A 24337-nucleotide genomic window follows, 5' to 3' on the forward strand; every position below is an offset into this window, starting at 1 on the left:
GAGAGGTACCGCTCCAATGATCGATATACATTCGCACATCTTGCCGGGGATCGATGACGGCGCCGCTGACTGGGCCGATTCATTAATGCTAGCCCGCGCTGCTGTGGCCGAGGGCATTACCGATATTATTGCCACGCCTCATCATTACGACCGGAAATACAAGAACGATGCCGAACCCGTGCGGTCGCTTGTAAATGAGCTTAATGAACGATTGAAGGAGCAAGAGATACCTCTAACTGTTCATGCAGGACAAGAGATACATATTCATGAAGAGCTTCTTGCCCACCGGGATGAGGGTAATTTGCTTGCATTAGCCGATACCGCCTATATGCTCTTAGAAATGCCGCATTCCCGGATGCCAAATGCAATGGAGCATATCGTCTATGAGCTCTGTCTAGCGGGTATTAAGCCTATTATTGCGCATCCGGAACGGAATGCCGAAGTCGTGAAGCATCCGGAACGTCTTGCAGCCTTGATTGAGCTTGGCGCATTTGCGCAAGTCACGAGTCATTCCTTGCTGGGAGGGTTCGGACGGGAGATCGAGCGCATTTCATGGGAGCTTTGCCGCCATGGACTCATTCATTTTATTGCTTCTGATGCCCATAATCTTGCTTGGCGCGGCTTTAGAATGCGGGAAGCGTTCGAGAAAACCGAAGAGATGCTTGGCGCAAGCGCTGCCGCAGCCTATTCTCGTAATGCCGAGCTGCTTTTGCACAATAAAGAGGTCGGTATGACAGCTATTCGTCAATCAGAACGCCGGAATAAGGGCTGGCTCCGTTCCCTATTTCAAAAGTAATCTTCTCTTACAAGCGGAATGAATTCATATTGTCAGGTATTAGTTAAATATTGAAGTAAAAAATCATAATTATGACAAAATCAATCAATTTAACATGTTACTATTCATGTTTGATTGATTTTTTTATGTTCATAGTACTTTATACATAAATTAATTTATCAAAAATGCCCTGCAATGGATGTGATAAGAACTATTTTATGTTAATATAGTTGACATGAGATTGTACGACACAGGATGTGGGGGATGCGCATGTTTGACTGGCTAGGCGCGAAGAAGGGGCTGCCTCTATGGATTTCATGGCGGCTTAACAGCAAAATAAAAGATGACGTAGAACAGATATTTGAAGGTATTGCAGATACCCGTAAAGAGCTGCTCATGTCATGGGCTCATGAATACTGGCGGCATATAGAGAAGCTGGCTGAACAGCTTGGGCCGCATTTGCCGGCAGACAGCGAAGCGATCACAGACGTTCAACGGCAAGCAGCCTCACGCTTACTGGAGAGAACCTACTTAAGAGGAATGGATTTCACGGAAATTTTCGTTCTGAATACGTCTAACGAAGTCATTTATTCTACATATGAAAAGCACGAAGGCACCGGTTACGGTGCAAGTGCGAGCTTATCCCGAGGCTTGCAGCATATTCACAGCAGCGGTCAGCCTAAGCCTTGTCTTTATGGTCCTTACGGTGATCCCATTACATTGGAGCTTGGCCCAAGAACGTCGAGCTTCCACGATAAAATGACGCTGATGTTCTTGCAGCCGCTTATCGTTGCCGGTGAATATCGGGGAGCGGTCTGTGGACGGGTGCCGAACGACGTTTTGGGTGATTTAATTCAAAGGGAGTCGGGTCATGTATACCCAGACTCCGGTGACAACTATTTGTTCATGGCGAGCCCTCAGTTGAACCGCGATATTGCGCTTGGTACCGCGTTGTCGCGAAGCCGGTTCGAGGACCGCACATTTACGCATGGCGAGAATTTGAAAGATGGCGTGACGACGGACTGGGGCACCGTATCGATTAAGGAGCATACGGAGCTTGAAATTATTTTTACCGACCCGGCTACAGGAGAGCTTCATCCGGGCGTCACGAATACCATCCGGAACGGCAGCAACTTATTCGTTGAATTTCCGGGGTATTCCGATTATCGTCATATCCCCGTTATTGGCAAAGGAGTAACGCTGCAGCTTCCGCATTGTCCCGATGTGTGGGGGATGATGTGCGAAGGCGATTTGGAGGAAGTATACCGCATTCGCAGCATCGAATGGCGTCAGCGCAAGGTTCAGCAGCGGATGCTGATACTACAAGCGGTATTGATGGTTGTTCTTGTGGGCTTGCTGGCGGATCAGGCTCCCCCATGGGTGACTGGCGCCGCTGCAGGCGGGTTTGTGCTTCTATTCGGACTAGCCGTTTCAGGAACGCTGCAGCGTAAAGAATCGAATCGCGTAGTCGGACATTTAAGCCGGATCAACCGGTTCATCCGCATCAATGCGGAAGGAAAAGGTGACTTGACACAGCGGCTGAAGCTCGCCGAATTCGATAATGACGAGTCCAGAGAATTGGCGAAATGGATCAACAATATGATTGACTCTCTGGAGGGCATCATGCTGCAGGTGAAGCTCGCTGCATCGGATGTATTGTCCAGTCAGCATACGATGAATGAATCGGCGGCGGTTACCGCCAAATCGACTGAGCGGGTAAGCGGACAGGTTGGCGAAATGATCGGCAGCATTCGGCTGCAGCTGAAGGACATCGATATGGCGAAGGATGCCGCGGATGCGATGAGAGATACGCTTCGTGCATTGGAGCTGCAGGCAGCAGAGCAAATTGCGGTAGCACAATCCGAAGTAGACCGGATCGGCGAGAAAATGCACCATATTTCTTCGAAGGTTGGCGACACGAATGATACGATTCGCCGCTTCATGCATACGGTGGATGAGATTCGCGGCGTGCTGCAGGTCATCGAGGAAATTTCGGCGCAGACGAATCTGCTTGCGCTTAACGCATCTATTGAAGCGGCTCGGGTTGGCGAGCAAGGACGGGGCTTTGCAGTCGTGGCAGCAGAAATCCGCAAGCTGGCGGATTTGACCCGCAAATCGACGGAAGAAGTGCATGGCATTACGCATCAAATCTACGAGGAAGCGAAGCAGGCCTATACCTCAATGGACGAAGGGACGCAGGTCGTCGAGGAGGGGACGCAATTGGTTGCCGCAGCTGCCAGCACGCTCCAATCAGCGCAAAGCGAAGACGAACGCAAGACGCAGGTTGTGGATGAAGTGGTGCAGCTGATGGAGAAGATTGCTGTGATCAGCAAAACGAACCGTAAAGTATCTTCTAATGTAGAGGGCAGGGTACAGGAGCTGATCAATGAAATGGCGAATGTCCGCTATACGTCAGAGAGTGTAGAGTCGATTACGAGATTTCTTCAGCAGCTTGTCGGTCAATTCAAGCTGACGGAATCACGTCATCGCTAAGCTTTCTGTTCTAATTGCAATCAGTCAAGGTAAGAAATCATGCAAGCCGAAAGACTGTCTTCCGGGTAGAGTTATATCCCGTCAGACAGTCTTTTTCTATGCCTATCGTTCTGCTCTTGTACGCGCCGGAATCTCGTGAGACGCATATTATTCCATGAAATAGATATCCTAATTGGTACTAATGGACGCGCGGCAGGAGGGAACGAGAGGATGTTCAGCGATTATATGCTCAGCCGAGGCCGAAAGAAATCGAAGAAACAAGAGGATAGAGAAAAAGAGGTTCAGCAAAATCAATTAGGCGAATATGAGCAGGCGCCATTGTCGTCCGTGCTCACTGCTAATATTAAGCTGCTCCAAGCTGAGACGGGCAACAGCAATGACCTCGTCGTCCGCGAGCTTTCGCTTGAAGGGAAGGGCGGCTCCATTCAAGCTGCGATCATTTATGTACAAGGCTTAGTTGATGAATTCCGTATGAATGAATCCATCATTCAGCCGCTGCTATCCTTCCCGTTCCAGACGGAGCCAAGCGAACCGGCAAAGGTACAGGATGAGCTGAAAAATAAAATAGTGGCGGCAGGCCGGGTGGAAGAAGCGAAGGATTGGAAAAAGCTGTTTGAGGGTCTGTTTCTCGGAAACGTACTAGTGTTGCTAGACGGATGCAACACCGCACTGGCGTCTGCCTGTGTGGGGGGCGAAAGGCGTGCTGTTGAAGAACCGAAGACTGAGACGGCGATTCGCGGTCCCCGCGAAGGGTTTGTTGAAGCCTTGCGCGTCAATACGGCACTCATCCGGCGGAAGATCAGAAGCCCCAAGCTTTGGCTGGAGCAAAAAACGATCGGGCGTGAGACGCAGACACCCGTCTGCATCATGTACATGAAGGGCTTAGCAAGTGAAGACACGCTGCAGGATTTGCGTGAACGGCTTGATGCAATTGATATTGACGGCATATTGGAGAGCAGCTATATCGAAGAGCTGATCTCCGATCAGAAGTGGACGCCTTTCCCGACGATATTGAACAACGAACGTCCCGACGTTATTGCCTCTAATCTGCTGGAAGGCCGTATTGCCATCCTGGTAGACGGGACACCGTTTGTACTTATCGTTCCTACGGAGCTGAATATGTTTTTTCAGGCGGCGGAGGATTATTATCAAAGGTTCGACGTCGCTACGTTTTTACGTCTGCTCCGGTTTTTCTCCTATGTGCTGGCTCTAGTTATGCCTTCGGTATACGTCGCTGTTGTCGGCTATCATCAGGAGATGATTCCGACGCCGCTGCTTCTGAAGCTTGTGGCACAGCGGGAAGGGGTTCCCTTTCCCGTCTATCTGGAAGCTTTCATTATGGAGCTTGTCTTTGAAATATTGCGTGAGGCTGTTGTGCGAATGCCGACCATCGTTGGCAACGCCATCTCGATTGTAGGCGGTATGGTTATCGGACAATCCGTTGTAGAAGCAGGTATTGTCTCGCCGCCCGTCGTTATCGTCGTTGCGTTTACGGCGATTACCAGCTTCGTCTCTCCTACTTATAATCTGGGCATTGCAGCCCGCCTCTTGCGGTTTTTGCTGCTGATAGCGGCTTCAACTCTCGGCTTCTACGGTATTTCAATTGTGCTTCTGCTTCTGCTATTGCATCTCAGCAACTTACGTTCCTTAGGTATGCCATATATGAAGCCGTTCTCGCCGATGTTCCGGAAGGACTGGAAGGACACGCTCCTGCGGGCTCCCATGTGGATGATGAAGGAGCGCCCGCAAGCTATTGCTGTCGATAATCTGGTACGTGAGGACATGGATACGAAGGAGCTTGAAGGGCAGGAGCCGGTGCAATGAGAGACCGCATTCCAATGGCATTCAAACGGGGGACAAAAATTGCGGCGGTCATGGCATTCCTGCTCCTATCGGTGGTCTTGCTGACCAGCTGCTGGGATTTACGGTATCTTGACCGTCTTAGCGTCGTAATGGCTATGGGCATTGATAGCGATCCGACAGGTAAGCAGCAGCTGCGCGTGACGATGCAGACGGTCCTGGCTCAGAACGCGGCTGCGGGCAACAAGCTGGCGGCGGAAGGAATGGCGGTAACAACCTTTACTGAAACGGGAGACACGCTGTTCGAAGCGATTCGCAAGATGACCCGCAAAACGTCGCGGAGGCTGTTTTTCTCCCATACGCGGCTGCTTATTATTGGGGAGCAGGCTGCGCGGAACGGCGTTTATCCGTTGCTGGATCTTATCGAGCGCAATCCCGATATCCGGGGGGATATTGCAGTAATGATTGCAAGAGGTGCGACAGCCGAGCAAATGCTTCAGACGACTACGCAAATGGACGCAATTCCGGCCAATCAAATGTACGATACATTAGAAATCAACGAGAGTGCGCTGGGCATGGACTACATGGTCAGGGTGCAGGACATTACCCGCATGGCGTTGCAAGAAAAACAGCAGGTTGCGATTCCGGCCATTACGCTTGAGGGCGATGCGGCGGCTGGGAATGATGAGAAAAACATGAAGCGGATTCATCCGGACGTTCAGCCGAAGCTCAGCACAATGGCGGTCTTGAAGGAAGGCCGGTTAAAGGGCTTTTTGACTGTAAAAGAATCGCAGGGCTTGTCCTGGATGCTGGGCAAGGTCAGAAGTACCGTCATGAAGACGAACTGTCCGGATTCCGACGGTTATCTAATGGTCGAAATCAACGATGCGAAGGTGAAAATGTCAGCGGGCAAGTCCAAGGAAGGCGTACCGGTTATAAAGATCGATATCCGGCCAGAAGGCAGCGTGAAGGAGATCATGTGTCCCGATCTGCCGGTAGACAAGGAAGCGGAGCTGGATACAATCGGCAGATTAATCGATAAGGAAATTGAGGAAGAGGTACAGGACGTTATTGTACGGCTGCAGCAAAAGCTCAAGCTGGATACATTCGGCTGGGGCAGGCTGATCTATATGCAGAAGCCTGCTTTATGGAAAGGTATCGACAAAGATTGGGAAACGGTCTATCCGAAGGTCCGTCATGAGCTGAAGGTGAAGACGAAAATAACCGATACGGGAGTCCGCGGAGAGTCTATTGTGAAATGAGGAAGAGCGTATGGTGCTTTCGTTTATGGTCATCGTAATGGCAGCGCTTTGGGGTGCGGGCATTGTACGCCGCCGATTGAAGCTGAGACAGATCCGGGAGTCGGTCTGGGCGATCGTCATATTGGTTCTCGGTACAACTTATTGTGTATGTATGCTGATGCAGGTACAGGTCCCCAATCCGGTGGATTGGATCACGGAGCTGTATAAGCCAATCAGCAAGCCGATTACGGACTGGATCACGGAGGAGATGGAATGAGCGGAAAAGGCAGATTGAATAATCAATTCATAGGGGCCAGCCAGCTTTCCAAGATGCTGTTCTTGTACGCGCTTGGTACAGCAGGTCTGATGGTGCCGACGGCGGTAGTCGCAATCGCCAGACAGGATGCCTGGATTTCCATGGCGATCGCCGGTCCGATGAACTATTGGTTTTTGCTGCTCTATTTGGCGCTGGCTGACCGGTTTCCGGGGCTGACCCTTTCACAATATGCAGAAAAATTACTCGGAAGCTGGCTGGGAAAAGCGCTGACGCTGCTCTACATCTGTTTCTTCCTGCTGCTCAGCGCTCTCGTCCTCCGGAACATTGTCGATTTTCTCGGCTTGTCCGTACTCCCCGGGACGCCGAGCTGGGTCATTGCTTCTACGTTCATGTTCGTCATTGTCTACGGGGCTTATCTGGGTATTGAGACGATCGCGCGCTCGGGTGAATTGCTGTTCGGCTGGACGTTTCTGGTCATTATGATTATTATGCTCCTGCTTACCAACCAATTCGATCCGAAAAATTTTGAGCCTTTTCTCTATGAGGGCTGGCTGCGTCCAATTAAAGGTGTCTATCCCATTCTCGGCTTTCCGCTTGGCGAATTCGTCGTTATGACGATGTTCTTTCCATTTGTGAAGCAGAACGACCGTGACAAGCTGCGCAAGCACTTGAAGCTTTCTGCAGTGTTCATTACAGTGTTCAGTGTCGGGATCAGCGTCCTGCTGCTTGGCGTGCTAGGTGTCGACGAGACCCGCCGCAGCCCGTTTGCCATTTATGATATGGCCAAAACGATCAACGTGGAGGATGTTATCGTCCGGGTAGAGGTGACGGTAGCCATCGTCTGGGTGAGCACTGTATTTATGAAGCTGATGATGACGTTCTACGGGGCAACGCTGATGGCAGCTCAAATGCTCAATTTGAAAAGCTACCGGCCGCTTATCGTTCCATTTGCCTTCATCGTCGTTCCCTTGTCAATTGCGGTATACCGCAATTCTGCGCATGCTGAATATTTTTCCATGCAAGTGTGGACCCCGTTTAGTCTGACCATCGGTGTCGTTATTCCGATGCTTTTACTGTTCCTTGCCCTCCTAACCGGCAAGCGGTCTGCAAGTTCAAAAGGGGACAACCCGGTTAAAGCTTCTTATGAGGCGCCAAGCGCCAGCCAGAGCGGCGGAAAGGCTCAACAGAGCGGCGCGGGACAAGCTGGAGACGCAACTCCGTCATAGACGATTGTGGCAGCATTTGTTATAATTGTGAGGAAAATTGGACCAAGCGGCATGGGTCTGCTGCACTTCACAAATGACGGAGGCGATTGCGTGGACAACTACGTTAACCAGTATGTCGTTGTGGCTATTTTTATCGTGCTTGGCATTTTGCTGCCCGCTGCGGCGTTGACCGCAGGCAGGCTGCTCAGACCGCATAAACCGACCGACCCGAAGCAGACCACCTACGAAAGCGGCAATGAGCCGGTTGGGGAAGGGCAAGTGCGGTTTAACATCCGTTATTATTTATTTGCACTGATGTTTGTCATTTTTGATGTGGAAACCGTTTTCTTATACCCTTGGGCCGTAGCGTACAACAAGCTCGGCTTATTTGTGCTGATTGAGATGTTTATCTTCACGGGAATGCTGCTCATTGGACTTCTATACGCATGGAAGAAGAAGGTGCTGCAATGGAATTCAGTTTAGAGTCGATCTCGCTGGAAGAACGCCGCGAGCTGGAACGGAACGTTTTCATGGGTACGCTGGAGCAGTTGAAAGCATGGGCGCGAAGCAATTCCCTCTGGCCGCTGACCTTTGGCCTGGCTTGCTGCGCTATCGAAATGATGGGAACAGGCGCGTCCCATTATGATCTGGACCGGTTTGGCGTCATGTTCCGTACTTCGCCGCGCCAATCGGACGTTATGATTGTTGCCGGAACGGTGACGAAGAAGATGGGGCCATTGCTGCGCAGGCTTTATGACCAAATGCCTGAGCCCAAGTGGGTCATTGCAATGGGCTCTTGTGCCACGGCAGGCGGCCCTTATGTGAAATCTTACGCTGTTATTAAAGGCGTTGATCAAATCGTTCCTGTGGACGTCTATATTCCGGGCTGCCCGCCTAATCCGGCGGCGCTAATCTACGGGATCAACAAGCTGCAGGAGAAAATCCGCTATGAAGCGAAGACCGGGAAGCGGGTGACCGGCAGATGAGCGAAGAGGAGAAGAAGGCTGCACAGGCTGAGGAGCTGGGGGAATCGGCGAAGCCAAAGCCGACTGGGGCAGAAGGGGATCCGGAGAAAGCCGCGAAGCTGAAAGCGGCTGCAGAAGCGCGTGCAGCCCGGGCGGCGGCGAAAGCAGCCGCAGAGACGGCAGAAGCGGCAGAAGCCCCAGAGCCGCCAGCCCCGTCGCCCAGACAGCCTGAGCTGGATGCGGTGGCTGCGCTTATTCGCCGGGAAGTGGCGGAAGAAGCGCTGGAGGATGCTTATATCAATGAGTTGAACGGGCATATGCCGGTGCTCATCGTGAAGAACGAGTATTGGCGCAGCACAGCCGAGCTGTTGAAGACAGAGGCCGAGCTTGATTTTACGTATTTGCGCAACGTATCCGGCGTTGATTACGAGACGCATCTGGAGGTTGTCTATCATCTCGTCTCGCTGAGGAGCGGGCGGGAGCTGGCCGTGAAGATAAAAGCCGATCGTGAGAAGCCGGAGGCGGCGTCCGCTACGCCCGTATGGGCGACGGCTAACTGGAATGAGCGCGAAATTTATGATCTGCTGGGCATTGCTTTTACCGGGCACCCCGATTTGCGGCGCATTATGATGCCAGATGATTGGGTCGGGCATCCGCTTCGCAAAGATTACGAACCGTTAGACTCGGAGGTGTAAGCCGATCGTGATTCGTACCGAAGAACTGCTGCTTAACGTTGGTCCCCAGCATCCCAGCACCCACGGTGTATTTCGCATCGTCGTCAAGCTGGACGGCGAAGTCATCACCGAGGCAACCCCGGTCATGGGGTACCTGCACCGCGGCACGGAGAAGCTTGCGGAACAGCTGAACTATACGCAAATCATTCCTTATACCGACCGGATGGACTATGTCTCCGCGATGACGAATAATTACGTTCTTGTTCATGCTGTCGAGACGATGATGGGGCTGGAAGTGCCGGAGCGTGCTGAATTTTTGCGCCTCATCGTAATGGAGCTGCAGCGGGTCGCGAGTCATCTGGTCTGGTGGGGGACCTACCTGCTTGATATCGGCGCGATGAGTCCCTTCCTCTATGCGTTTCGCGACCGAGAGACGATTATTAATTTGTTCAACGAGCTGTGCGGCGCCCGCCTGACCTACAATTACATGCGGGTTGGCGGCGTGAAATGGGATGCTCCTCCCGGCTGGATCGATAAGGTGAGCGAGTTTATTCCCTATATGGAAGGCAAGCTTCGCGAATACGACAAGCTGGTCAGCGGCAATGAAATCTTTCTGGCGCGCATTAAGGGCATTGGCCAATATGACGCGGCAACAGCCATCGATTACGGGTTATCCGGTGCCAATCTGCGCTGTACTGGTGTCGACTGGGACTTGCGCAAAGCGGAGCCGTACAGCCTGTACAGCCGCTTCGAATTCGATGTGCCGCTCGGACAAAACGGCGATTGCTATGACCGCTACCGCATCCGGCTGGAGGAAATCCGCCAAAGCCTGCGCATATTGAAGCAGGCGATCGCGCAATTTCCGGACGGCGGCGAGACGATGGGCAAGGTGCCCCGGGCGATCCGCCCGCCTGCCGGAGAAGTATATACGCGAATTGAATCGCCGCGTGGCGAGATCGGCTGCCATATCGTATCGAAGGGAAAGGCAGAGCCGTACCGGCTGAAGTTCCGCCGCCCATCCTTCGTGAACCTGCAAATATTGCCCAAGCTGCTCGTCGGAGAGACGATGACGAATTTAATTACGATTCTGGGCGGCGTCGATATCGTCGTCGGGGAGGTCGATTGCTGATGGGCGCCTGGCTGAACGGCCCGATGACCTGGGGCAATGCAGTAGTTATTTTTCTGTGGGGCGTCGTTTTTCTGATGATCGTACTCGGCTTCGTAACCTATGCGATCTACTTCGAACGAAAAGTGATCGGCTGGATGCAGTTCCGCCAAGGGCCGAACCGGGTAGGGCCGTTAGGGTTGCTCCAGACCGTAGCTGATATTCTTAAGCTGCTGATTAAAGAAGATACGATTCCGCGCAAGGCGGACCGGCTGCTTTTTATGCTGGCGCCCGTACTCGCATACGTGCCTGCATTTTCGGTCCTCGCGGTCATTCCATACACCCAGAAGCTCTATTTTGCCGATTTGAACGTCGGCTTGCTTTATTACGTAGCGCTGTCCGGCATTTCCACGCTCGCTATTGTGCTTGGCGGATGGGCTTCCAACAACAAATATGCGCTGCTCGGCGGCATGCGCTCCGCGGCGCAAATGATCAGCTACGAGGTGCCGCTCGTCATCTCTGTCGTTGGCGTTATTTTGCTGAGCGGCAGCTTGAATCTTCGTGATATTGTCGAGGCGCAAAGCGGAGGCTGGTTCTGGAACTGGAACTTCCTGCCGCAGATTATCGGTTTTGTTGTCTTTATCATAGCCGCTGTCTCGGAGCTCAACCGGACGCCGTTCGATCTGCCGGAGGCGGAATCGGAGCTGGTTGCAGGCTATCATGTGGAATACAGCGGCTTCCGCTTCGCCTTCTTCATGCTGACGGAGTATGTGTATGTCTATGCCATTGCAGCGCTCACTACCGTATTGTTTCTCGGCGGCTGGCAGGCGCCTGCGCCGTTTCTTGAATTTGTGCCAGGCATCATCTGGTTTTTGCTGAAGTTCGCCTTTATCGTCTTTTTCCTGTTCTGGCTTCGGGCGACCTTTCCGCGCATTCGCGTCGATCAGCTGATGGGGCTTGGCTGGAAGGTGCTGCTCCCGCTGTCGCTGCTCAACGTATTCCTTACAGCTGTCTATATTGAGCTTTTCATCAAAGGATAGAGGGAGGCATGGGAGATGAGAGGATTGTTTCGCGGGCTGGGCGTCACGCTGAAAGCGATGGCGTCGCCTAAAGTGACCACTTCCTACCCCGACGCACCTTTTGAAATGCCGGACCGGTTCAGGGGCATTCAGCATTTTATACCGGAGCTCTGCATCGTCTGCAACCAATGTGCGAGAATTTGTCCAACCGACTGCATCACGCTGACCGGCAAGCCGAATCCCGACCCTGAAAAAAGAGGGAAGGTCATCGATACCTTCGATATTAATTTCGAAATTTGCATCCTATGCGATCTTTGCACCGAGGTATGCCCGACGGAGGCGATCGTCATGACGAATCACTTCGAGCTGTCGGCCTTCAGCCGCGATGACTTGTTCAAGGACGCGCAATGGCTGACCGACAACAATACGCTGGTGCGCAAAGACAACAACAATATCGGAGCACCGGCCAAAGGGGGCGCCAAGTAATTGTTCAATATCGAGTTTAATGGCGAGTTCGCGGCGTTTTTTATATTTTCCGCCATCATCGTCTGCGGTGCCGTGCTGATGATCAGCCTCCAAAAGGTCGTTCATATGGTGATTTCCATGGCGGGCGTATTTCTCGGTCTGGCGGGTATGTTCGTGCTGCTGGAAGCGGAGTTCGTTGCATTCGTGCAGGTGCTCATTTATGCCGGCGCGGTGTCTATCCTGATGATCTTCGGCATTATGATGACCAATCATCAGGATGCCGGTACGGAAAAGGTGCTGCCGCTTCACGAAGGGCTTGCTGCGATTGGCGCGCTGGCGCTGTTTGGTTTGTTGTTCTATGCCATCCGCACGACGGACTTTCCCGGGCCGCTTCCTTTCCAAGGCGGGGAGGACAATACGATGAAGATCGGCCAGCTCCTCTACACGGGCTACATTGTGCCGTTCGAGCTGCTGTCGATTTTGCTGACGGTCGCTTTTATCGGGGCAATCGCCATTGCGCGCCGTTTGCCAGAGAAGCTGGATGGCGCTGCGGGCGGAGATACGGGTCACGGCGTCAATTCAACGGAGCCAACCGTTCAAATGCAGACGAAGGAGGCGGAGTAGCATGCTTCCATCCTATTTAACAATGGCGGCGATCTTGTTCTGCATCGGCTTGTATGGGGCTCTTGTGAAAAGAAATGCAGTAATCGTTCTGCTGTCGGTAGAGCTCATGCTAAGCGGCGTCAATTTAAATCTGATCGCTTTCTCCAAATATGGGGTTGTGCCCTCCTTGACCGGGCAAGTGTTCTCGCTGTTCACGATTACGGTAGCTGCTGCAGAGGCTGCTGTTGGTGTGGCGATATTGATCGCGTTATTCCGCGCCAGAGGTACGGTGAATGTCGACGAATATGATGAAATGAGGAGGTGACGCAAGCAAATGGAATTTTATACGCAATTGGCTTGGCTCATCCCGGTATTCCCGCTGGCGGCGTTTCTGCTCCTGATTGCACTGGGAAGAAGCTATCGGACCACAGCTATGCTGATTGGGTCTGCTGGCTCGCTAGCGGCATTCCTTCTATCCCTTCTGGTCTTGTTCGAGCGGCTGGGACCGGATGCCGTCGATTACAGCATAAGCAGCTTTAAATGGATCGTCATCGGCGACTATACGCTGCGTCTTGGCTTCGAGGTAACGAATCTGACGTCGCTTATGCTGGTGGTCATAACGACCGTCAGCTTGGCAGTTAACGTCTATTCCGCAGGCTATATGAAAAATGACGAACGGATCACCGTCTTTTACGGCTATGTCGCTTTGTTCACCTTCTCGATGATCGGGCTGGTGCTGGCGGACAATATGCTGCTGCTTTATATTTTCTGGGAGCTGGTGGGGGTATGCTCGTTCCTGTTAATCGGCTTCTGGTATCAAAGGCCAGCTGCTCGTGCTGCGGCGAAAAAAGCGTTCATCGTCACACGTATCGGTGACGCAGGGCTACTGTTAGCTATTCTGCTGCTGTTCTGGTATATGCCGGGTCATGCGCTGGACTTCACCAATATCTACAATGTATTTCACGAGGGGCAGTCCGGCGTAATGACTTCGGGTATTACGACGCTCATCGCGCTGCTCATCTTTATCGGCGCCATCGGCAAATCCGGCCAGTTTCCGCTGCATGTATGGCTTCCGGATGCAATGGAGGGGCCGACTCCGATCAGTGCGCTTATTCATGCCGCGACGATGGTCGCTGCCGGCGTGTTCTTGCTCGCAAGAACATTCGACATCATAAGCGCATCGGAAGCTGCCATGCAGACGACGGCGTATATAGGCGGCTTCACCGCGATATTTGCCGCAACGATCGCGCTAGCTCAGAATGATATCAAAAGGATTCTCGCATATTCGACGGTCAGCCAGTTAGGCTACATGGTCATGGCGATCGGTTTGGGTTCGGTATCAGGAGGCATTTTTCATCTGTTCACGCATGCCTTCTTCAAAGCACTGCTCTTCTTAGGTGCCGGCAGCATCATCCATGCGGTACATACGCAGGATATCCGGGAGATGGGCGGTCTCGGCGCCAAGATGAAGACAACGGCATGGACCTTCGCTATTGGCGCGCTTGCGTTGTCGGGCATACCGCCTTTCTCCGGCTTTTGGTCCAAGGATGCCATTCTGGCAACCGCTTTGGACGAAAATCCGGTGCTGTTCGTCGTTGGGCTTGCGGCCGCGTTCTGCACAGCACTCTATATGTCGAGATTGTTCTTCCTGGTCTTTGCAGGCAAGCCGCGAAGCGGGCAGGCAGCGGTGAAAGAATCGGGTGCTGTCATGACGATACCAATGATTGTTCTTGCAGTGTTATCAGTTGTTGCCGGGTTCGTTGAAACACCGTGGAATGGCTGGTTAAGCGGCTGGCTGAACGGCTCGGGCGCTGTTGAAGCTGCGCATGGCTCAGGTATTGCTGCGATGGTGGCCTCCATCGGTGTAGGCGCATTGGGCATCTACTTGGGCTGGCTGTTCTTTGTGAAGAAAAGCATCGGCAATGGCTTGATGGCAGAGAGGTTTCCTGGATTGTTGAGAGCAGTCGAGAGAGGTTACTATCTCGATGAATTGTATCGGGCAATTGTTGTAAAACCGCTGCGCGGGCTCGGTACTGCGCTTGCTGCATTCGATGAATATGTAATCGGCGGAACCGTCCGGATGACGGGATCGCTGACGACTGCCGCTGGAAGGCTTGCAGCGAGGCTTAGCAACGGCAAGGTTCAAACCTATGGTCTGGCAGCGCTAATCGGCTGTATCATTCTAATCGTGGCTATCGTCGGAAGGAGGTTCTGGTAATGAACGTTCTCTCTGATTGGCCGATTCTATCGATTATGCCGGCCTCACCGCTAGCCGGAATGCTCATTGTGCTGCTGCTGCCAAGCCGGCGCAACCGGTGGCTGCATGCTGCAGCGATTATTACGACGCTCGTACCGCTGATTCTTTCATGTCTGTTGTACTCTGATTTTGTGAATATGCAAGGAGTCAGCGGCTATGAGGAGCAGGCGGCTTGGGTGGAGGTTCCGCTTAACAAAGAGACGCTTGAAGGCGTTACGAGCTACAAGTTTATCATTCAATATGCGGTTGGCGTTGACGGATTGTCGCTTCCGCTCGTCATTCTGACCGCTTTAGTGACAGCGATGGCTGCATTTGCTTCAGTTCATGTGAAAAAGCGCTGGAAGGCCTTTTACGCATGGTTCCTGTTGCTTGAAGCGGGGATGCTGGGCGTTTTTCTCGCCCGGGATATTTTTCTGTTCTTCATCTCATTCGAGCTGACGATTATCGCAATGTACTTCCTGATTGGCATATGGGGGTATTTCAATCGCGAGCGGGCCGCTAATCAGTTTCTCATCTATAACGGCATTGGCTCTGCGATTCTGCTGACCGCATTCATTATTCTTGTTAATACGGCTGGCTTCCACATTGAGCAGACGGGGAATGTTCTTGAGTTTATCTATAGCGGCAATTATGCCGACCTCGCGAAAAACATGACAGACCCGACCGCATGGGTGAACCTTACGTCTGAAGCGCTGGGCGGACTTAATCCGTTCCATATGAGCGATGGTATGCAATGGACGCTGTTCGTCCTGTTCCTGGTTGGCTTTGGAATCAAGCTTCCGATCTTCCCTTTCCATACTTGGATGCTGAAGGTGCATACGGAAGCTCCGCCTTCCATCGTCATGATTCACTCTGGCGTGCTGCTTAAAATGGGGGCGTACGGCATGCTCCGTTTCGGCATTTATTTATTTCCGGAACAGGCGAAAGCATGGGCTGTCGTTCTGGCGGTGTTAGGTCTGGCTAATCTTCTGTATGGGGCGTTAATTGCTTTCCGGCAGAAGGATTTGAAGCGCGTGCTGGCCTATTCTTCAATCAGCCATATGGGAATCGTGCTGCTCGGCTTTGCCGCGTTCAACGAAATCGGCCTGCAGGGCGCAGTGTTCCAGCTCGTCTCGCATGGCTTGATCTCAGCGCTGCTATTCTTGTTGGTCGGCAGCTTCTATGAGCGGACGAAGACGACGGAACTGCCGCAGCTTGGCGGACTGGCGCGCAGCATGCCATTCATGAGCGGCATGCTGCTTGCAGGAGGATTGGCAGCGCTTGGCCTGCCAGGCCTTTCGGGCTTTATTGGCGAGCTGCTGTCGCTGCTCGGCCTGTTCGAGGCGCATCCATGGCTGGCCGGCCTTGCGCTGCTTGGCATTATTTTAACGGCGGCCTACGTGCTGCGCAGCGTACTGAAGGTAACATTCGGGCCGATGGATGAGCAATATGCGGCAGCAAAGGATGCCCGGCTAGTGGAGGCTGTACCGATGATTGTGCTGTTGGCCGTGATCATACTGCTTGGCTGTTATCCGTCCATGCTGACCGATACGCTTCATTACAGCTATGAGACGCTGATTCATCCAATTCTTGCAACAAGGGCGGGGGGTTAGCAAATGCACGAGGGTGTTTCGTTTTTGCCTCTGACGTGGCCGGATATGCTGAACATGGCTCCGGAGCTATGCCTTGCCGCCGTCTTTCTTCTTCTAGTCGTTGCGGATCTGCTGCTGCCGCAGAAGGTCAGCCGGTTGTCGATCGGCTGGGTAACCGTTGCCGGGCTGCTTGCTTCCGCCGGATTCGTTGTCTATCGGCTTATTCAATTGCAGGATGACGGCAGGGAAGCGGGCCAAGTTATTGAACTTCTTGGCGCAAGCTACGTGGTCGACCAATTCGCCAGTCTGTTAAAGCTCGTGTTTCTGGCAGGCACGGTGCTCGCAGCGTTAATGGCGCTAGGTTCCGTTAAACAGGACAAAGACATTACCGACCGGGCTGAGCTGTTCTACTTGCTGCTGCCTGCTGCAATTGGAGCCATGATCATGGCCTCCTCAGGCAACCTGGTCACGCTCTATATTGGCTTGGAATTGCTCAGTATTACCAGCTATGTGCTGGTTGCCTTGCGAAGACGATCGTCAAAATCGGCGGAGGCGGCTTTTAAATATGTGGTGACCGGCGGTATTTCTTCTGCCTTCATATTATTCGGCATGTCCTACTTGTATGGATTAACGGGCTCGGTAGATCTCGGCGATTTCAGGACGGCTCTTCCCGAGGCTATGGCAAGCTATCCGGCGCTTATGTATGTCGGCTTCTTCTTCCTCATTGCCGGTTTTGCGATTAAGATCGCGGCTGCACCCTTCCATGCCTGGGCGCCTGATGTCTATCAGGGCGCTCCGACGCCGGTCTCGGCGTTTCTGGCTGTTGTATCGAAAGGGGCGGCACTAACAGCAGTACTTCGTATTGTTTATAACAGCGCGTTCTTCATCTCTGGCGGAGGAGGAGGGGGCGGCGCTAAGCCCGTTGGCAATGATGTCTATCTCGCTTTACTCGTTCTGGCGGCGGCAGCCATGCTGGTCGGTACGACCGCTGCGCTGCGCCAGCGGCAGATGAAACGTCTGCTTGCCTTGTCTGGAGTCGCGAATGCCGGTTATTTGCTGGTGCCGATCGGACTGAATTTCACGTCTGTTCACAGCAGCAACATTTCTGAGTTTATTTTCTACCTTTTTGTCTACCTGCTGATGACAATGGGTGCATTCGCCGTGTTGACCGTTATCAGCCGGGCAGCGGGGCATGAGGAGCTAAAAGGCTTCTCGGGACTCTATTACCGGGCGCCATGGACAGCAGCAGCGATGGTTGTTTTTGTTCTGTCGCTAGCAGGTCTGCCGGTAAGCGGCGGTTTTTTTGCCAAGCTGTTCATTCTGATGGGTGCTGCAAGTGCGAAGATTTACTGGCTTGTTGCTATTATGGTGGTCAGCAGTGTGATCTCCTACTACTTCTACTTCTCCATTATTCGTCAAATGTTCATGCGCTCCAGCAGTGAAGAGGAAAGCGAGATTAGAGTGTCGGTGCCGACGGGAATCGTCATATGGCTCTGTGCTGGCGGAATCGTTGTATTAGGCTTGATGCCAGGTCCGCTTCTGGACTGGATTCAAGCGATTTTCTCCATTCGCGGTGATCTGTTTATCGGTATGGGATAACGAAAAGTCAGAATTGGAGGCAGCATAGGCTGACGGCAGCGGAATTCCATTTCGCGGCGGTCAGCTTTTTTATAAGTAAGCGGTTAACAATTTGTGGTGCAGTTCATTTTCAGCGATAGGCAGCATATATACGATTAGTCACCGTTTCGTTTAAGAAACAGAGAATGGGGGTACGTAAATAGAAGACCGGATATTACGGCGCCGGGCAGAAGCGGATGAATAAGCGGAGCTGCTAGACATTTAATAAGTCCGGCCGTTTTCGTAGGTCTTTTGTCGTGTATTTGTATTAGAAAAGGAAAATTTAGTCGGTAAAGCGAACTGTATAACGATAGAATAAAAAATGTTCATTCTTCTATTGCATACAAATTTTCACTTCGCCAGTCCTACTAAATATGAAGTTATCGAGGCACAATAAATGAAATATCCTCTCTGGCACCCTTACCCATACAAAAGGGCAGTCGCCATGCTATTGCTGGCGGCGTTTATTTGCGCCTGCGCCGCGCCTGCCCCTGCGGTTGAAGGGCAGCGGATGCAGCAGCAGCACTCCGATGAGGCTGAGGTGTCGCCGCATGGCTGGCTCCTCAAATGGAGCAGTCCCGGGCATGTTCATGCGCTGCACGGGACCGTGCTGCTCCGCCGTCAAAGCGAGACGGCGGTAGATCTCATCGTGCCAGCTGACCCGGGCGCAGACATAGAGCCTTGGCTGCTCCGTCTGAGGAGCACGCCCGGCGTGGAATATGTGCAACCGAATAATCCGGTGCACGTATTAAATGAACCGTCTGCGGAAGGAGACGGTGCTTCGGAGCAGCGTATGCTGCAGGCGGCTGCAGCCGATAACAGCGAAGCCAACGACCCGGAGCTGGGCAAACAGACTTACCTTAAACAGATCGGTGCATTGGAAGCGTGGAAGAGCGTTCGGACGCAAACCTCGCTGACAATTGCGGTAATCGATACGGGCGTCGATTTGAATCATCCGGATTTGAAGGAAAACCTGGTGAGCGGAGTGAACCTTGTTCAGCCGAACCAGCCTCCGGACGATGATAACGGACACGGAACGAGCGTGGCGGGAGTTATTGCGGCTTCCGGCAACAATGGTACCGGCGTGGCAGGCATTCTGTGGAAGGCGAAGCTTATGCCGATCAAAGCGTTGGATCATCGCGGCGACGGTACGGAGCAGGAGCTTGGAGAAGCCATTCTGTACGCCGTTCGCAAGCAGGCAAAAATAATCGTGCTGTCGGTCGGGCTTTACCGTTATTCGCCATATATGCTGGATATTGTGGAGTATGCAGAGAGCAAAGGCGCGCTGCTCGTCGCCGCAGCTGGCAATGACGGTGTGAATCTGGGCAGCAAAGCGGCCGTGAAATACCCGGCGGCTTATCCGACAGTGCTTGCCGTTGGAGGAGCGCAAGCGGACGGCAAGCCGGATGCGCGCTCCAATCCTGGACCTGAGCTGGATTTGGTCGCTCCATGGAATGTATATACGACAGCAATCGGCGGCCGGTATAAGAAGGAAGAAGGCACATCGATGGCCGCTCCGCAAGTTGCTGCGGCTGCTGCGCTCATCTGGGCCCGTTATCCGGAGATGAAGCCGTATCAAATTCGGGAGCTGCTCCGCCAGACGGCCAAGGATATCGGCGCCCGCGGTTTTGACAATCAATCCGGCTATGGGCTGCTGCAAATCGATAAAGCGGTTACCACTTCGTTGAAAGCGGACGGGTATGAGCCAAATGATCGGATGAGCCAAGCGAGCTATTTTCCGTTACCGAGTCAGCTCACAGCTGTGCTTGAGATTGGCGGGGATAAAGACTGGTATGCAATCGACGCTCCTTATGACGGGGTGTTGACGCTGCGCTATGAATCGAAGCTTCCGCAAGGGAAGTCAGCACCGCCCATTCGGCTCTCGCATTATACGGACGGCAAGCTGGTCAAATCGGAAGAGACGAAGCTCGGGACCCGGACAATAGGATGGAAGGTGCGTAAAGGACGCCAGCTTGTGTTGATGGAGGCGATTAATGCCAGCAACAATACGAGGCTTCCATATATGCTGAACGCCTCCTTTCGAATGGCTGAGGATGCGTACGAGTCTAATGACAAGTCGTATTCCGCTTTTACACTTCAGCCGCGCAGCCAGACGATTAACGGAAGCTTCCATCAGACTGCAGACCGCGACTGGTTTGTCATCAATTTCACGCATAGCGGAACGCTCAGATTGAGACTAAGCACAAATACAGTACGGATCGATCCCGGACTCGCCGTCCAGCGGGCAGGTCAGACGCTCGTCGTCTATGACGACCAGCATGAAGGAGAGACGGAGCAATCGCCGCTTTTGACCGTAACTCCGGGAAAATATTATATTCGCATCCATAATGCAATTTCGGCGGAGGCGAGTCCAACCGTCGGCACTTATACACTGAAGCTGGAATACAGCCCGAAATATGATGATCCGAACGAGCCCAACGATAAGTACTATGAAGCGCTGCTGGTTAGTCCGGGTACGGAGTATGTAGGGGTAATCGGCACTAAAAATGATGTGGACTGGTTTCAGCTTCGCCTGCTGAAGCCAAGTATCGTCGATATGCGGCTCAAAGACGTTCCAGAAGGCTATAAAATGAAGCTGGAAGCGTACGATAAGAAGCAAAAGCTTATTTTCTCCCAGTCCACGGGCAGCTCCGGCAGTCTGGAGGCGAACGGAAACCTTTTTCAACCAGGGGTCTATTATGTTAAACTGACTTCTAACGCGCCTTTCGATAATCAGTACTACCGTTTCCGGATTAATGCCGATGAACTGACAGCGGGCTTTCGCGATATAAGCGGCCACTGGGCCAAGGAAGCGATCGTGGCAATGAACAGCCGGGGCATTGTATCGGGGACGGGAAAATATGTTTTTGAACCGGATCGGCCCATTACGCGCGCAGAAGCGGTGGCGATGGCAGTGAAGGCCTATAAGCCTGTATCGCTGCTAAAGCCGGGAAACACCGTTCGATTTAAAGATGTCGATTCCAAGCATTGGGCGTATGACGCCATTAGAAGGGCTGTAGAGCAGGGCTGGATCAAGGGATTCCCGAGCGGTGAATTTAAGCCGGATCAGCCCGTCACGCGCGCCGAGATGGCTGTCATTGTCGGCCTTGCCGATGGTGTGAAGCCGATTCAGCCTACTTCTGCACCTTATGCCGACGTTTCCAAATTGCATTGGGCCGCTCCCATGCTGCAGGCTTTGAAGCTGAAGGGCAGCGTCTCCGGCAAAGAGGGCAGCCGGTTCGAGCCGGATGCGAAGGCGAGCCGGGCGGAGTATACAACATTATTGTTCCGGCTATACGTCTAAACAATAGGCAGGATCGGATTAATAAGCAGGAGGATGCACATGGGCACGGAGCAGATGGCAAGAGATATTGCAACGACAACCGGAGTGACCGGGTTGTTTTCTATTGTCGTGACGATTATCAGCATTATTTTTGTATGGTATATTTTGCAGGAAGTGAAGATGGATACCTTTTTCAAATCTCCGCGCAGTCCAAAGGCCCGCATGGTTCAAATTTTAATTGCGGTTATACTGGGGCATGCGTTCGCCGGCTTTATTCTGGACTATTGGTCCTGGTCGGTCATGCTAAGGAGCTTTGTCGAATAACAATCGCGAAAAGAGTCAACAATGGGTAATACATGACGGTACGAAAATGACAATAGTGTCCGAATAGTTATAAATCGCGGGATGAAGGCCGCCATGCTGCCTGTTTTTGCCTGTTTGCCGGTACAGCTTATGCCGCTATTCGCCGCCGATCGACGCGAAAATGTACGGATCTCATTGGGTAACATTTCAAAAACGCCGCTCAACTGCATCATTCGACACTTTTTTCTTATAAAGTAAGCAATTCTTGCGATGGAATTGGCAGGTAACATTTGGATTTTATTTTATGCTTGTCGATTTGTGTAAATTAATGCTATGATGAAGGTTGGATGAATAAAAGCGATGAACGAAAATCAGTTCGCGGAGGGAACTATAAGATGACCAAAATTATCGTCCGCGGAGGCCAGCGCTTGTCGGGAACTGTCCGTGTCAGCGGTGCTAAAAATGCAGTACTCCCTATATTGGCGGCCTCTTTGCTCGCAGCGGAAGGAGACAGCGTCATCTGTGACGTACCCCTCCTCGATGACGTGATGACTATACAGCAGGTACTGGCGTCACTGGGCGCCAAATTAAGCTATAACAATGAGACGATGCGCATTTCTGCGGCATCGATTACATCCTTTGAAGCACCGTATGAATTGATTCGTAAAATGCGGGCATCATTCCTGGTGATGGGACCGCTGCTTGCCCGTATCGGCAAAGTACGGATTTCACTTCCAGGCGGCTGCGCGATCGGTACGAGACCGATTGACCAGCATTTGAAGGGCTTCGAGGCGATGGGCGCTGAAATTACGCTGGGACACGGCTTTATTGAAGCCAGCGTAGCGAAGCGGCTCAAGGGCGCCAAAATTTATTTGGATGTCGCCAGCGTCGGCGCGACTGAAAATATTATGATGGCGGCAGCGCTTGCCGAAGGTACAACAACGATCGAAAATGCGGCCAAAGAACCGGAAATCGTTGATTTGGCTAACTATTTGAATGCGATGGGCGCGAAGGTGCGCGGCGCGGGGACAGGCATGATCCGCATTGAAGGCGTAGATCAAATGCATGGCGCAACCCATAACGTCATTCCAGATCGTGTAGAAGCAGGCACCTATATGATTGCGGCGGCGATTACAGGCGGAGATGTATTTGTTGAAGGTGCCATTTCCGATCATCTGACGCCAGTCATTTCGAAGCTGCAGGAGATGGGCGTTGAAGTATCAGAGTCGGACAACGGCATCCGGGTATCTGCAGGCCGCTCACTGAAATCGGTCGATGTGAAGACGCTGCCTCATCCGGGCTTCCCGACTGACATGCAATCGCAAATGATGGCGTTGCTGCTTGTGGCTGAAGGTACGGCAGTTGTTACGGAAACGGTCTTTGAGAATCGGTTCATGCATGTTGAGGAATTCCAAAAGATGAGTGCTCAGATCAAGGTCGAAGGCCGCTCTGCTTTCGTAAGCGGCGGCGCACAGCTTTCGGGCGCTAAAGTTTGCGCAACGGATCTGCGGGCAGGAGCAGCGCTTATTTGCGCGGCGTTGCGCGCGGACGGTGAGACCGAAATTAGCGGCATTCACCATGTGGACCGCGGCTATGTGAACATTACAGGCAAGCTCGCATCCCTTGGCGCATCGATCAGCCGTGTGGAAGCGGCAGCTGTAGCAGCGGAAGCTCCAGTTGCGGTAGCGGTGGCAGCAGCATCTGCGTCGTCGCATAGCGCAGAGCCGGCAGCTGCGGAGACGTCCGGCAGCGGCAGCTACAAACGGGTGAAAGTACAGCCTACTTGGGCGTAACGGAATAGATGTAACAGAAAAGCTTTCGATTGGCGGCCTGACTCAGGCCTCTGATTGGAGGCTTTTTTGTATTTTGGTCATGATTGCGGCATGGCGAAGCGGGTTCGCAAAAGAACGAAGCTGGCTTCGCTAATTCGTTGGTTTAGCTGCGCTGCAAAAGATTAGCGAAGCGGGTTCGCAAAAGAGCGAAGCTGGCTTCGTTAATTTGTTGGGGTTTTGCTGCGCTGAGCGTGATCAGCGAAGCGGGTTCGCAAAAGAACGAGGCTGACTTCACTAATTCGCCGGTTTTGCTGTGCTGAGCGAGATTAGCGAAGCGGGTTCGCAAAAGAACGAAGCTGACTTCACTAATTCGCCGGTTTAGCTGCACTGAGCCGAATTAGCGAAGCCGATTCGTAATAGAACGAAGCTAACTTCGCTAATTCGTCAGTTATGTTGTGGTTCAAATCCTACAGCGAATCTAACTTCGCTAATGGTGAACCAAGGTTCATGAACTACGAAGCCAGCTTCGCTAATTGAGCTAATAATGTTGTCTGTAGAGGTTACAGCGAACTTGGCTTCGTTAAATAGCGAAGGTGCTTCGTTGATAGGGGAATAATGGCATGCTAGAGCGGAATGTAGCAGAATGTGAACCCAGTAAGCTCCTCGTTGTAATAAAAAGCAATTATTGCAGCGACAATGAAAGTTACTGCGTCAAAAGAATTGGCGAAAGTGCAGGAGTAAAGGTGGCTTGAAGTGCGGCAGTTAGGTGCATAGTGCAGTGTGTGCAGATTAGTTAGTTGAGTAACATTAGAGCAGTAAAGACAGAGCAGCTAGTCAATCAACATTAGCGGGAGAGAGGGAACGATGGGCAGCTAAGTAACGAAGGTGCAGCAGAGTAGAATTAGTATTAGT

The 24337-nt window shown here is 52.5% G+C and carries 20 protein-coding genes; all 20 read left to right on the forward strand.

What is annotated here, in order from left to right:
* The first annotated feature begins 16 nt into the window (after nt 1-16).
* The gene (locus ACFVVF_RS18695) at nt 17-796 is read left to right on the forward strand and encodes a tyrosine-protein phosphatase (protein WP_387812820.1); all 780 of its coding nucleotides are present in this window, start codon (nt 17-19) and stop codon (nt 794-796) included.
* A gap of 249 nt (nt 797-1045) precedes the next feature.
* Nucleotides 1046-3268 (forward strand): methyl-accepting chemotaxis protein, encoded by a 2223-nt coding sequence (locus ACFVVF_RS18700; protein WP_387812823.1) that lies wholly within the window; start codon nt 1046-1048, stop codon nt 3266-3268.
* 210 nt (nt 3269-3478) lie between these two features.
* Nucleotides 3479-5092 carry a spore germination protein gene (locus tag ACFVVF_RS18705; protein WP_387812825.1) on the forward strand — a complete coding sequence of 538 codons (1614 nt, stop codon included), beginning with the start codon at nt 3479-3481 and terminating at the stop codon, nt 5090-5092.
* A complete protein-coding gene (locus ACFVVF_RS18710; protein WP_387812828.1) occupies nt 5089-6330 on the forward strand; it encodes a Ger(x)C family spore germination protein in 1242 nt (413 codons plus the stop codon). Before ACFVVF_RS18705 ends, ACFVVF_RS18710 begins: the two co-directional genes overlap by 4 nt.
* 10 nt (nt 6331-6340) lie before the next feature.
* Nucleotides 6341-6586 carry a hypothetical protein gene (locus ACFVVF_RS18715; protein WP_387812831.1) on the forward strand — a complete coding sequence of 82 codons (246 nt, stop codon included), beginning with the start codon at nt 6341-6343 and terminating at the stop codon, nt 6584-6586.
* Nucleotides 6583-7812 carry a GerAB/ArcD/ProY family transporter gene (locus tag ACFVVF_RS18720; protein ID WP_387812834.1) on the forward strand — a complete coding sequence of 410 codons (1230 nt, stop codon included), beginning with the start codon at nt 6583-6585 and terminating at the stop codon, nt 7810-7812. Before ACFVVF_RS18715 ends, ACFVVF_RS18720 begins: the two co-directional genes overlap by 4 nt.
* 51 nt (nt 7813-7863) lie before the next feature.
* The gene (locus ACFVVF_RS18725; protein ID WP_188892364.1) at nt 7864-8274 is read left to right on the forward strand and encodes an NADH-quinone oxidoreductase subunit A; all 411 of its coding nucleotides are present in this window, start codon (nt 7864-7866) and stop codon (nt 8272-8274) included.
* Entirely contained in the window at nt 8259-8777 is a 519-nt protein-coding gene (locus ACFVVF_RS18730; RefSeq protein ID WP_188892286.1) for a NuoB/complex I 20 kDa subunit family protein, read from the forward strand. Before ACFVVF_RS18725 ends, ACFVVF_RS18730 begins: the two co-directional genes overlap by 16 nt.
* Entirely contained in the window at nt 8774-9451 is a 678-nt protein-coding gene (locus tag ACFVVF_RS18735) for an NADH-quinone oxidoreductase subunit C (protein ID WP_387812837.1), read from the forward strand. Before ACFVVF_RS18730 ends, ACFVVF_RS18735 begins: the two co-directional genes overlap by 4 nt.
* A gap of 7 nt (nt 9452-9458) precedes the next feature.
* Nucleotides 9459-10559, forward strand: coding sequence for an NADH-quinone oxidoreductase subunit D (locus ACFVVF_RS18740; protein ID WP_387812840.1), 1101 nt, complete (start codon nt 9459-9461; stop codon nt 10557-10559).
* Nucleotides 10559-11575 (forward strand): NADH-quinone oxidoreductase subunit NuoH, encoded by a 1017-nt coding sequence (gene nuoH, locus ACFVVF_RS18745; RefSeq protein ID WP_387812843.1) that lies wholly within the window; start codon nt 10559-10561, stop codon nt 11573-11575. Before ACFVVF_RS18740 ends, nuoH begins: the two co-directional genes overlap by 1 nt.
* 15 nt (nt 11576-11590) lie before the next feature.
* Nucleotides 11591-12040, forward strand: a complete 450-nt coding sequence (gene nuoI, locus ACFVVF_RS18750) for an NADH-quinone oxidoreductase subunit NuoI (RefSeq protein WP_387812846.1) — start codon at nt 11591-11593, stop codon at nt 12038-12040.
* Nucleotides 12041-12643 carry an NADH-quinone oxidoreductase subunit J gene (locus ACFVVF_RS18755; protein ID WP_387812849.1) on the forward strand — a complete coding sequence of 201 codons (603 nt, stop codon included), beginning with the start codon at nt 12041-12043 and terminating at the stop codon, nt 12641-12643.
* Between the two features lies 1 nt (nt 12644).
* A complete protein-coding gene (gene nuoK, locus ACFVVF_RS18760; protein ID WP_387812851.1) occupies nt 12645-12947 on the forward strand; it encodes an NADH-quinone oxidoreductase subunit NuoK in 303 nt (100 codons plus the stop codon).
* A gap of 9 nt (nt 12948-12956) precedes the next feature.
* Nucleotides 12957-14840 carry an NADH-quinone oxidoreductase subunit L gene (gene nuoL / locus ACFVVF_RS18765; RefSeq protein WP_387812853.1) on the forward strand — a complete coding sequence of 628 codons (1884 nt, stop codon included), beginning with the start codon at nt 12957-12959 and terminating at the stop codon, nt 14838-14840.
* Complete coding sequence (locus ACFVVF_RS18770; RefSeq protein ID WP_387812855.1) at nt 14840-16471, forward strand: complex I subunit 4 family protein; 1632 nt, start codon at nt 14840-14842, stop codon at nt 16469-16471. The genes nuoL and ACFVVF_RS18770 overlap by 1 nt, the downstream gene beginning before the upstream one ends.
* 3 nt (nt 16472-16474) lie before the next feature.
* Nucleotides 16475-18049 (forward strand): NADH-quinone oxidoreductase subunit N, encoded by a 1575-nt coding sequence (locus ACFVVF_RS18775; protein WP_387812857.1) that lies wholly within the window; start codon nt 16475-16477, stop codon nt 18047-18049.
* 415 nt (nt 18050-18464) lie between these two features.
* The gene (locus ACFVVF_RS18780; RefSeq protein ID WP_387812860.1) at nt 18465-21371 is read left to right on the forward strand and encodes a S8 family peptidase; all 2907 of its coding nucleotides are present in this window, start codon (nt 18465-18467) and stop codon (nt 21369-21371) included.
* A gap of 39 nt (nt 21372-21410) precedes the next feature.
* Nucleotides 21411-21674, forward strand: a complete 264-nt coding sequence (locus tag ACFVVF_RS18785) for a DUF1146 domain-containing protein (RefSeq protein WP_042170180.1) — start codon at nt 21411-21413, stop codon at nt 21672-21674.
* 374 nt (nt 21675-22048) lie between these two features.
* A complete protein-coding gene (murA, locus tag ACFVVF_RS18790; protein ID WP_387812864.1) occupies nt 22049-23446 on the forward strand; it encodes a UDP-N-acetylglucosamine 1-carboxyvinyltransferase in 1398 nt (465 codons plus the stop codon).
* The last annotated feature ends 891 nt before the right edge of the window (nt 23447-24337 follow it).

The sequence above is a fragment of the Paenibacillus sp. NPDC058174 genome, assembly GCF_042883865.1.
In the GTDB taxonomy this organism is placed as follows: domain Bacteria; phylum Bacillota; class Bacilli; order Paenibacillales; family Paenibacillaceae; genus Pristimantibacillus.

Bases quoted from the DNA above. Each gene is read 5' to 3' on its own strand.
- ACFVVF_RS18725 (WP_188892364.1), top strand. From the start codon at position 7,864: ATGGGTCTGCTGCACTTCACAAATGACGGAGGCGATTGCGTGGACAAC.
- murA (WP_387812864.1), top strand. From the start codon at position 22,049: ATGACCAAAATTATCGTCCGCGGAGGCCAGCGCTTGTCGGGAACTGTC.
- ACFVVF_RS18710 (WP_387812828.1), top strand. From the start codon at position 5,089: ATGAGAGACCGCATTCCAATGGCATTCAAACGGGGGACAAAAATTGCG.
- ACFVVF_RS18700 (WP_387812823.1), top strand. From the start codon at position 1,046: ATGTTTGACTGGCTAGGCGCGAAGAAGGGGCTGCCTCTATGGATTTCA.
- ACFVVF_RS18715 (WP_387812831.1), top strand. From the start codon at position 6,341: ATGGTGCTTTCGTTTATGGTCATCGTAATGGCAGCGCTTTGGGGTGCG.
- nuoH (WP_387812843.1), top strand. From the start codon at position 10,559: ATGGGCGCCTGGCTGAACGGCCCGATGACCTGGGGCAATGCAGTAGTT.
- ACFVVF_RS18735 (WP_387812837.1), top strand. From the start codon at position 8,774: ATGAGCGAAGAGGAGAAGAAGGCTGCACAGGCTGAGGAGCTGGGGGAA.
- ACFVVF_RS18705 (WP_387812825.1), top strand. From the start codon at position 3,479: ATGTTCAGCGATTATATGCTCAGCCGAGGCCGAAAGAAATCGAAGAAA.
- nuoI (WP_387812846.1), top strand. From the start codon at position 11,591: ATGAGAGGATTGTTTCGCGGGCTGGGCGTCACGCTGAAAGCGATGGCG.
- ACFVVF_RS18720 (WP_387812834.1), top strand. From the start codon at position 6,583: ATGAGCGGAAAAGGCAGATTGAATAATCAATTCATAGGGGCCAGCCAG.
- ACFVVF_RS18775 (WP_387812857.1), top strand. From the start codon at position 16,475: ATGCACGAGGGTGTTTCGTTTTTGCCTCTGACGTGGCCGGATATGCTG.
- ACFVVF_RS18730 (WP_188892286.1), top strand. From the start codon at position 8,259: ATGGAATTCAGTTTAGAGTCGATCTCGCTGGAAGAACGCCGCGAGCTG.
- ACFVVF_RS18770 (WP_387812855.1), top strand. From the start codon at position 14,840: ATGAACGTTCTCTCTGATTGGCCGATTCTATCGATTATGCCGGCCTCA.
- ACFVVF_RS18695 (WP_387812820.1), top strand. From the start codon at position 17: ATGATCGATATACATTCGCACATCTTGCCGGGGATCGATGACGGCGCC.
- ACFVVF_RS18785 (WP_042170180.1), top strand. From the start codon at position 21,411: ATGGGCACGGAGCAGATGGCAAGAGATATTGCAACGACAACCGGAGTG.
- ACFVVF_RS18780 (WP_387812860.1), top strand. From the start codon at position 18,465: ATGAAATATCCTCTCTGGCACCCTTACCCATACAAAAGGGCAGTCGCC.
- nuoL (WP_387812853.1), top strand. From the start codon at position 12,957: ATGGAATTTTATACGCAATTGGCTTGGCTCATCCCGGTATTCCCGCTG.
- nuoK (WP_387812851.1), top strand. From the start codon at position 12,645: ATGCTTCCATCCTATTTAACAATGGCGGCGATCTTGTTCTGCATCGGC.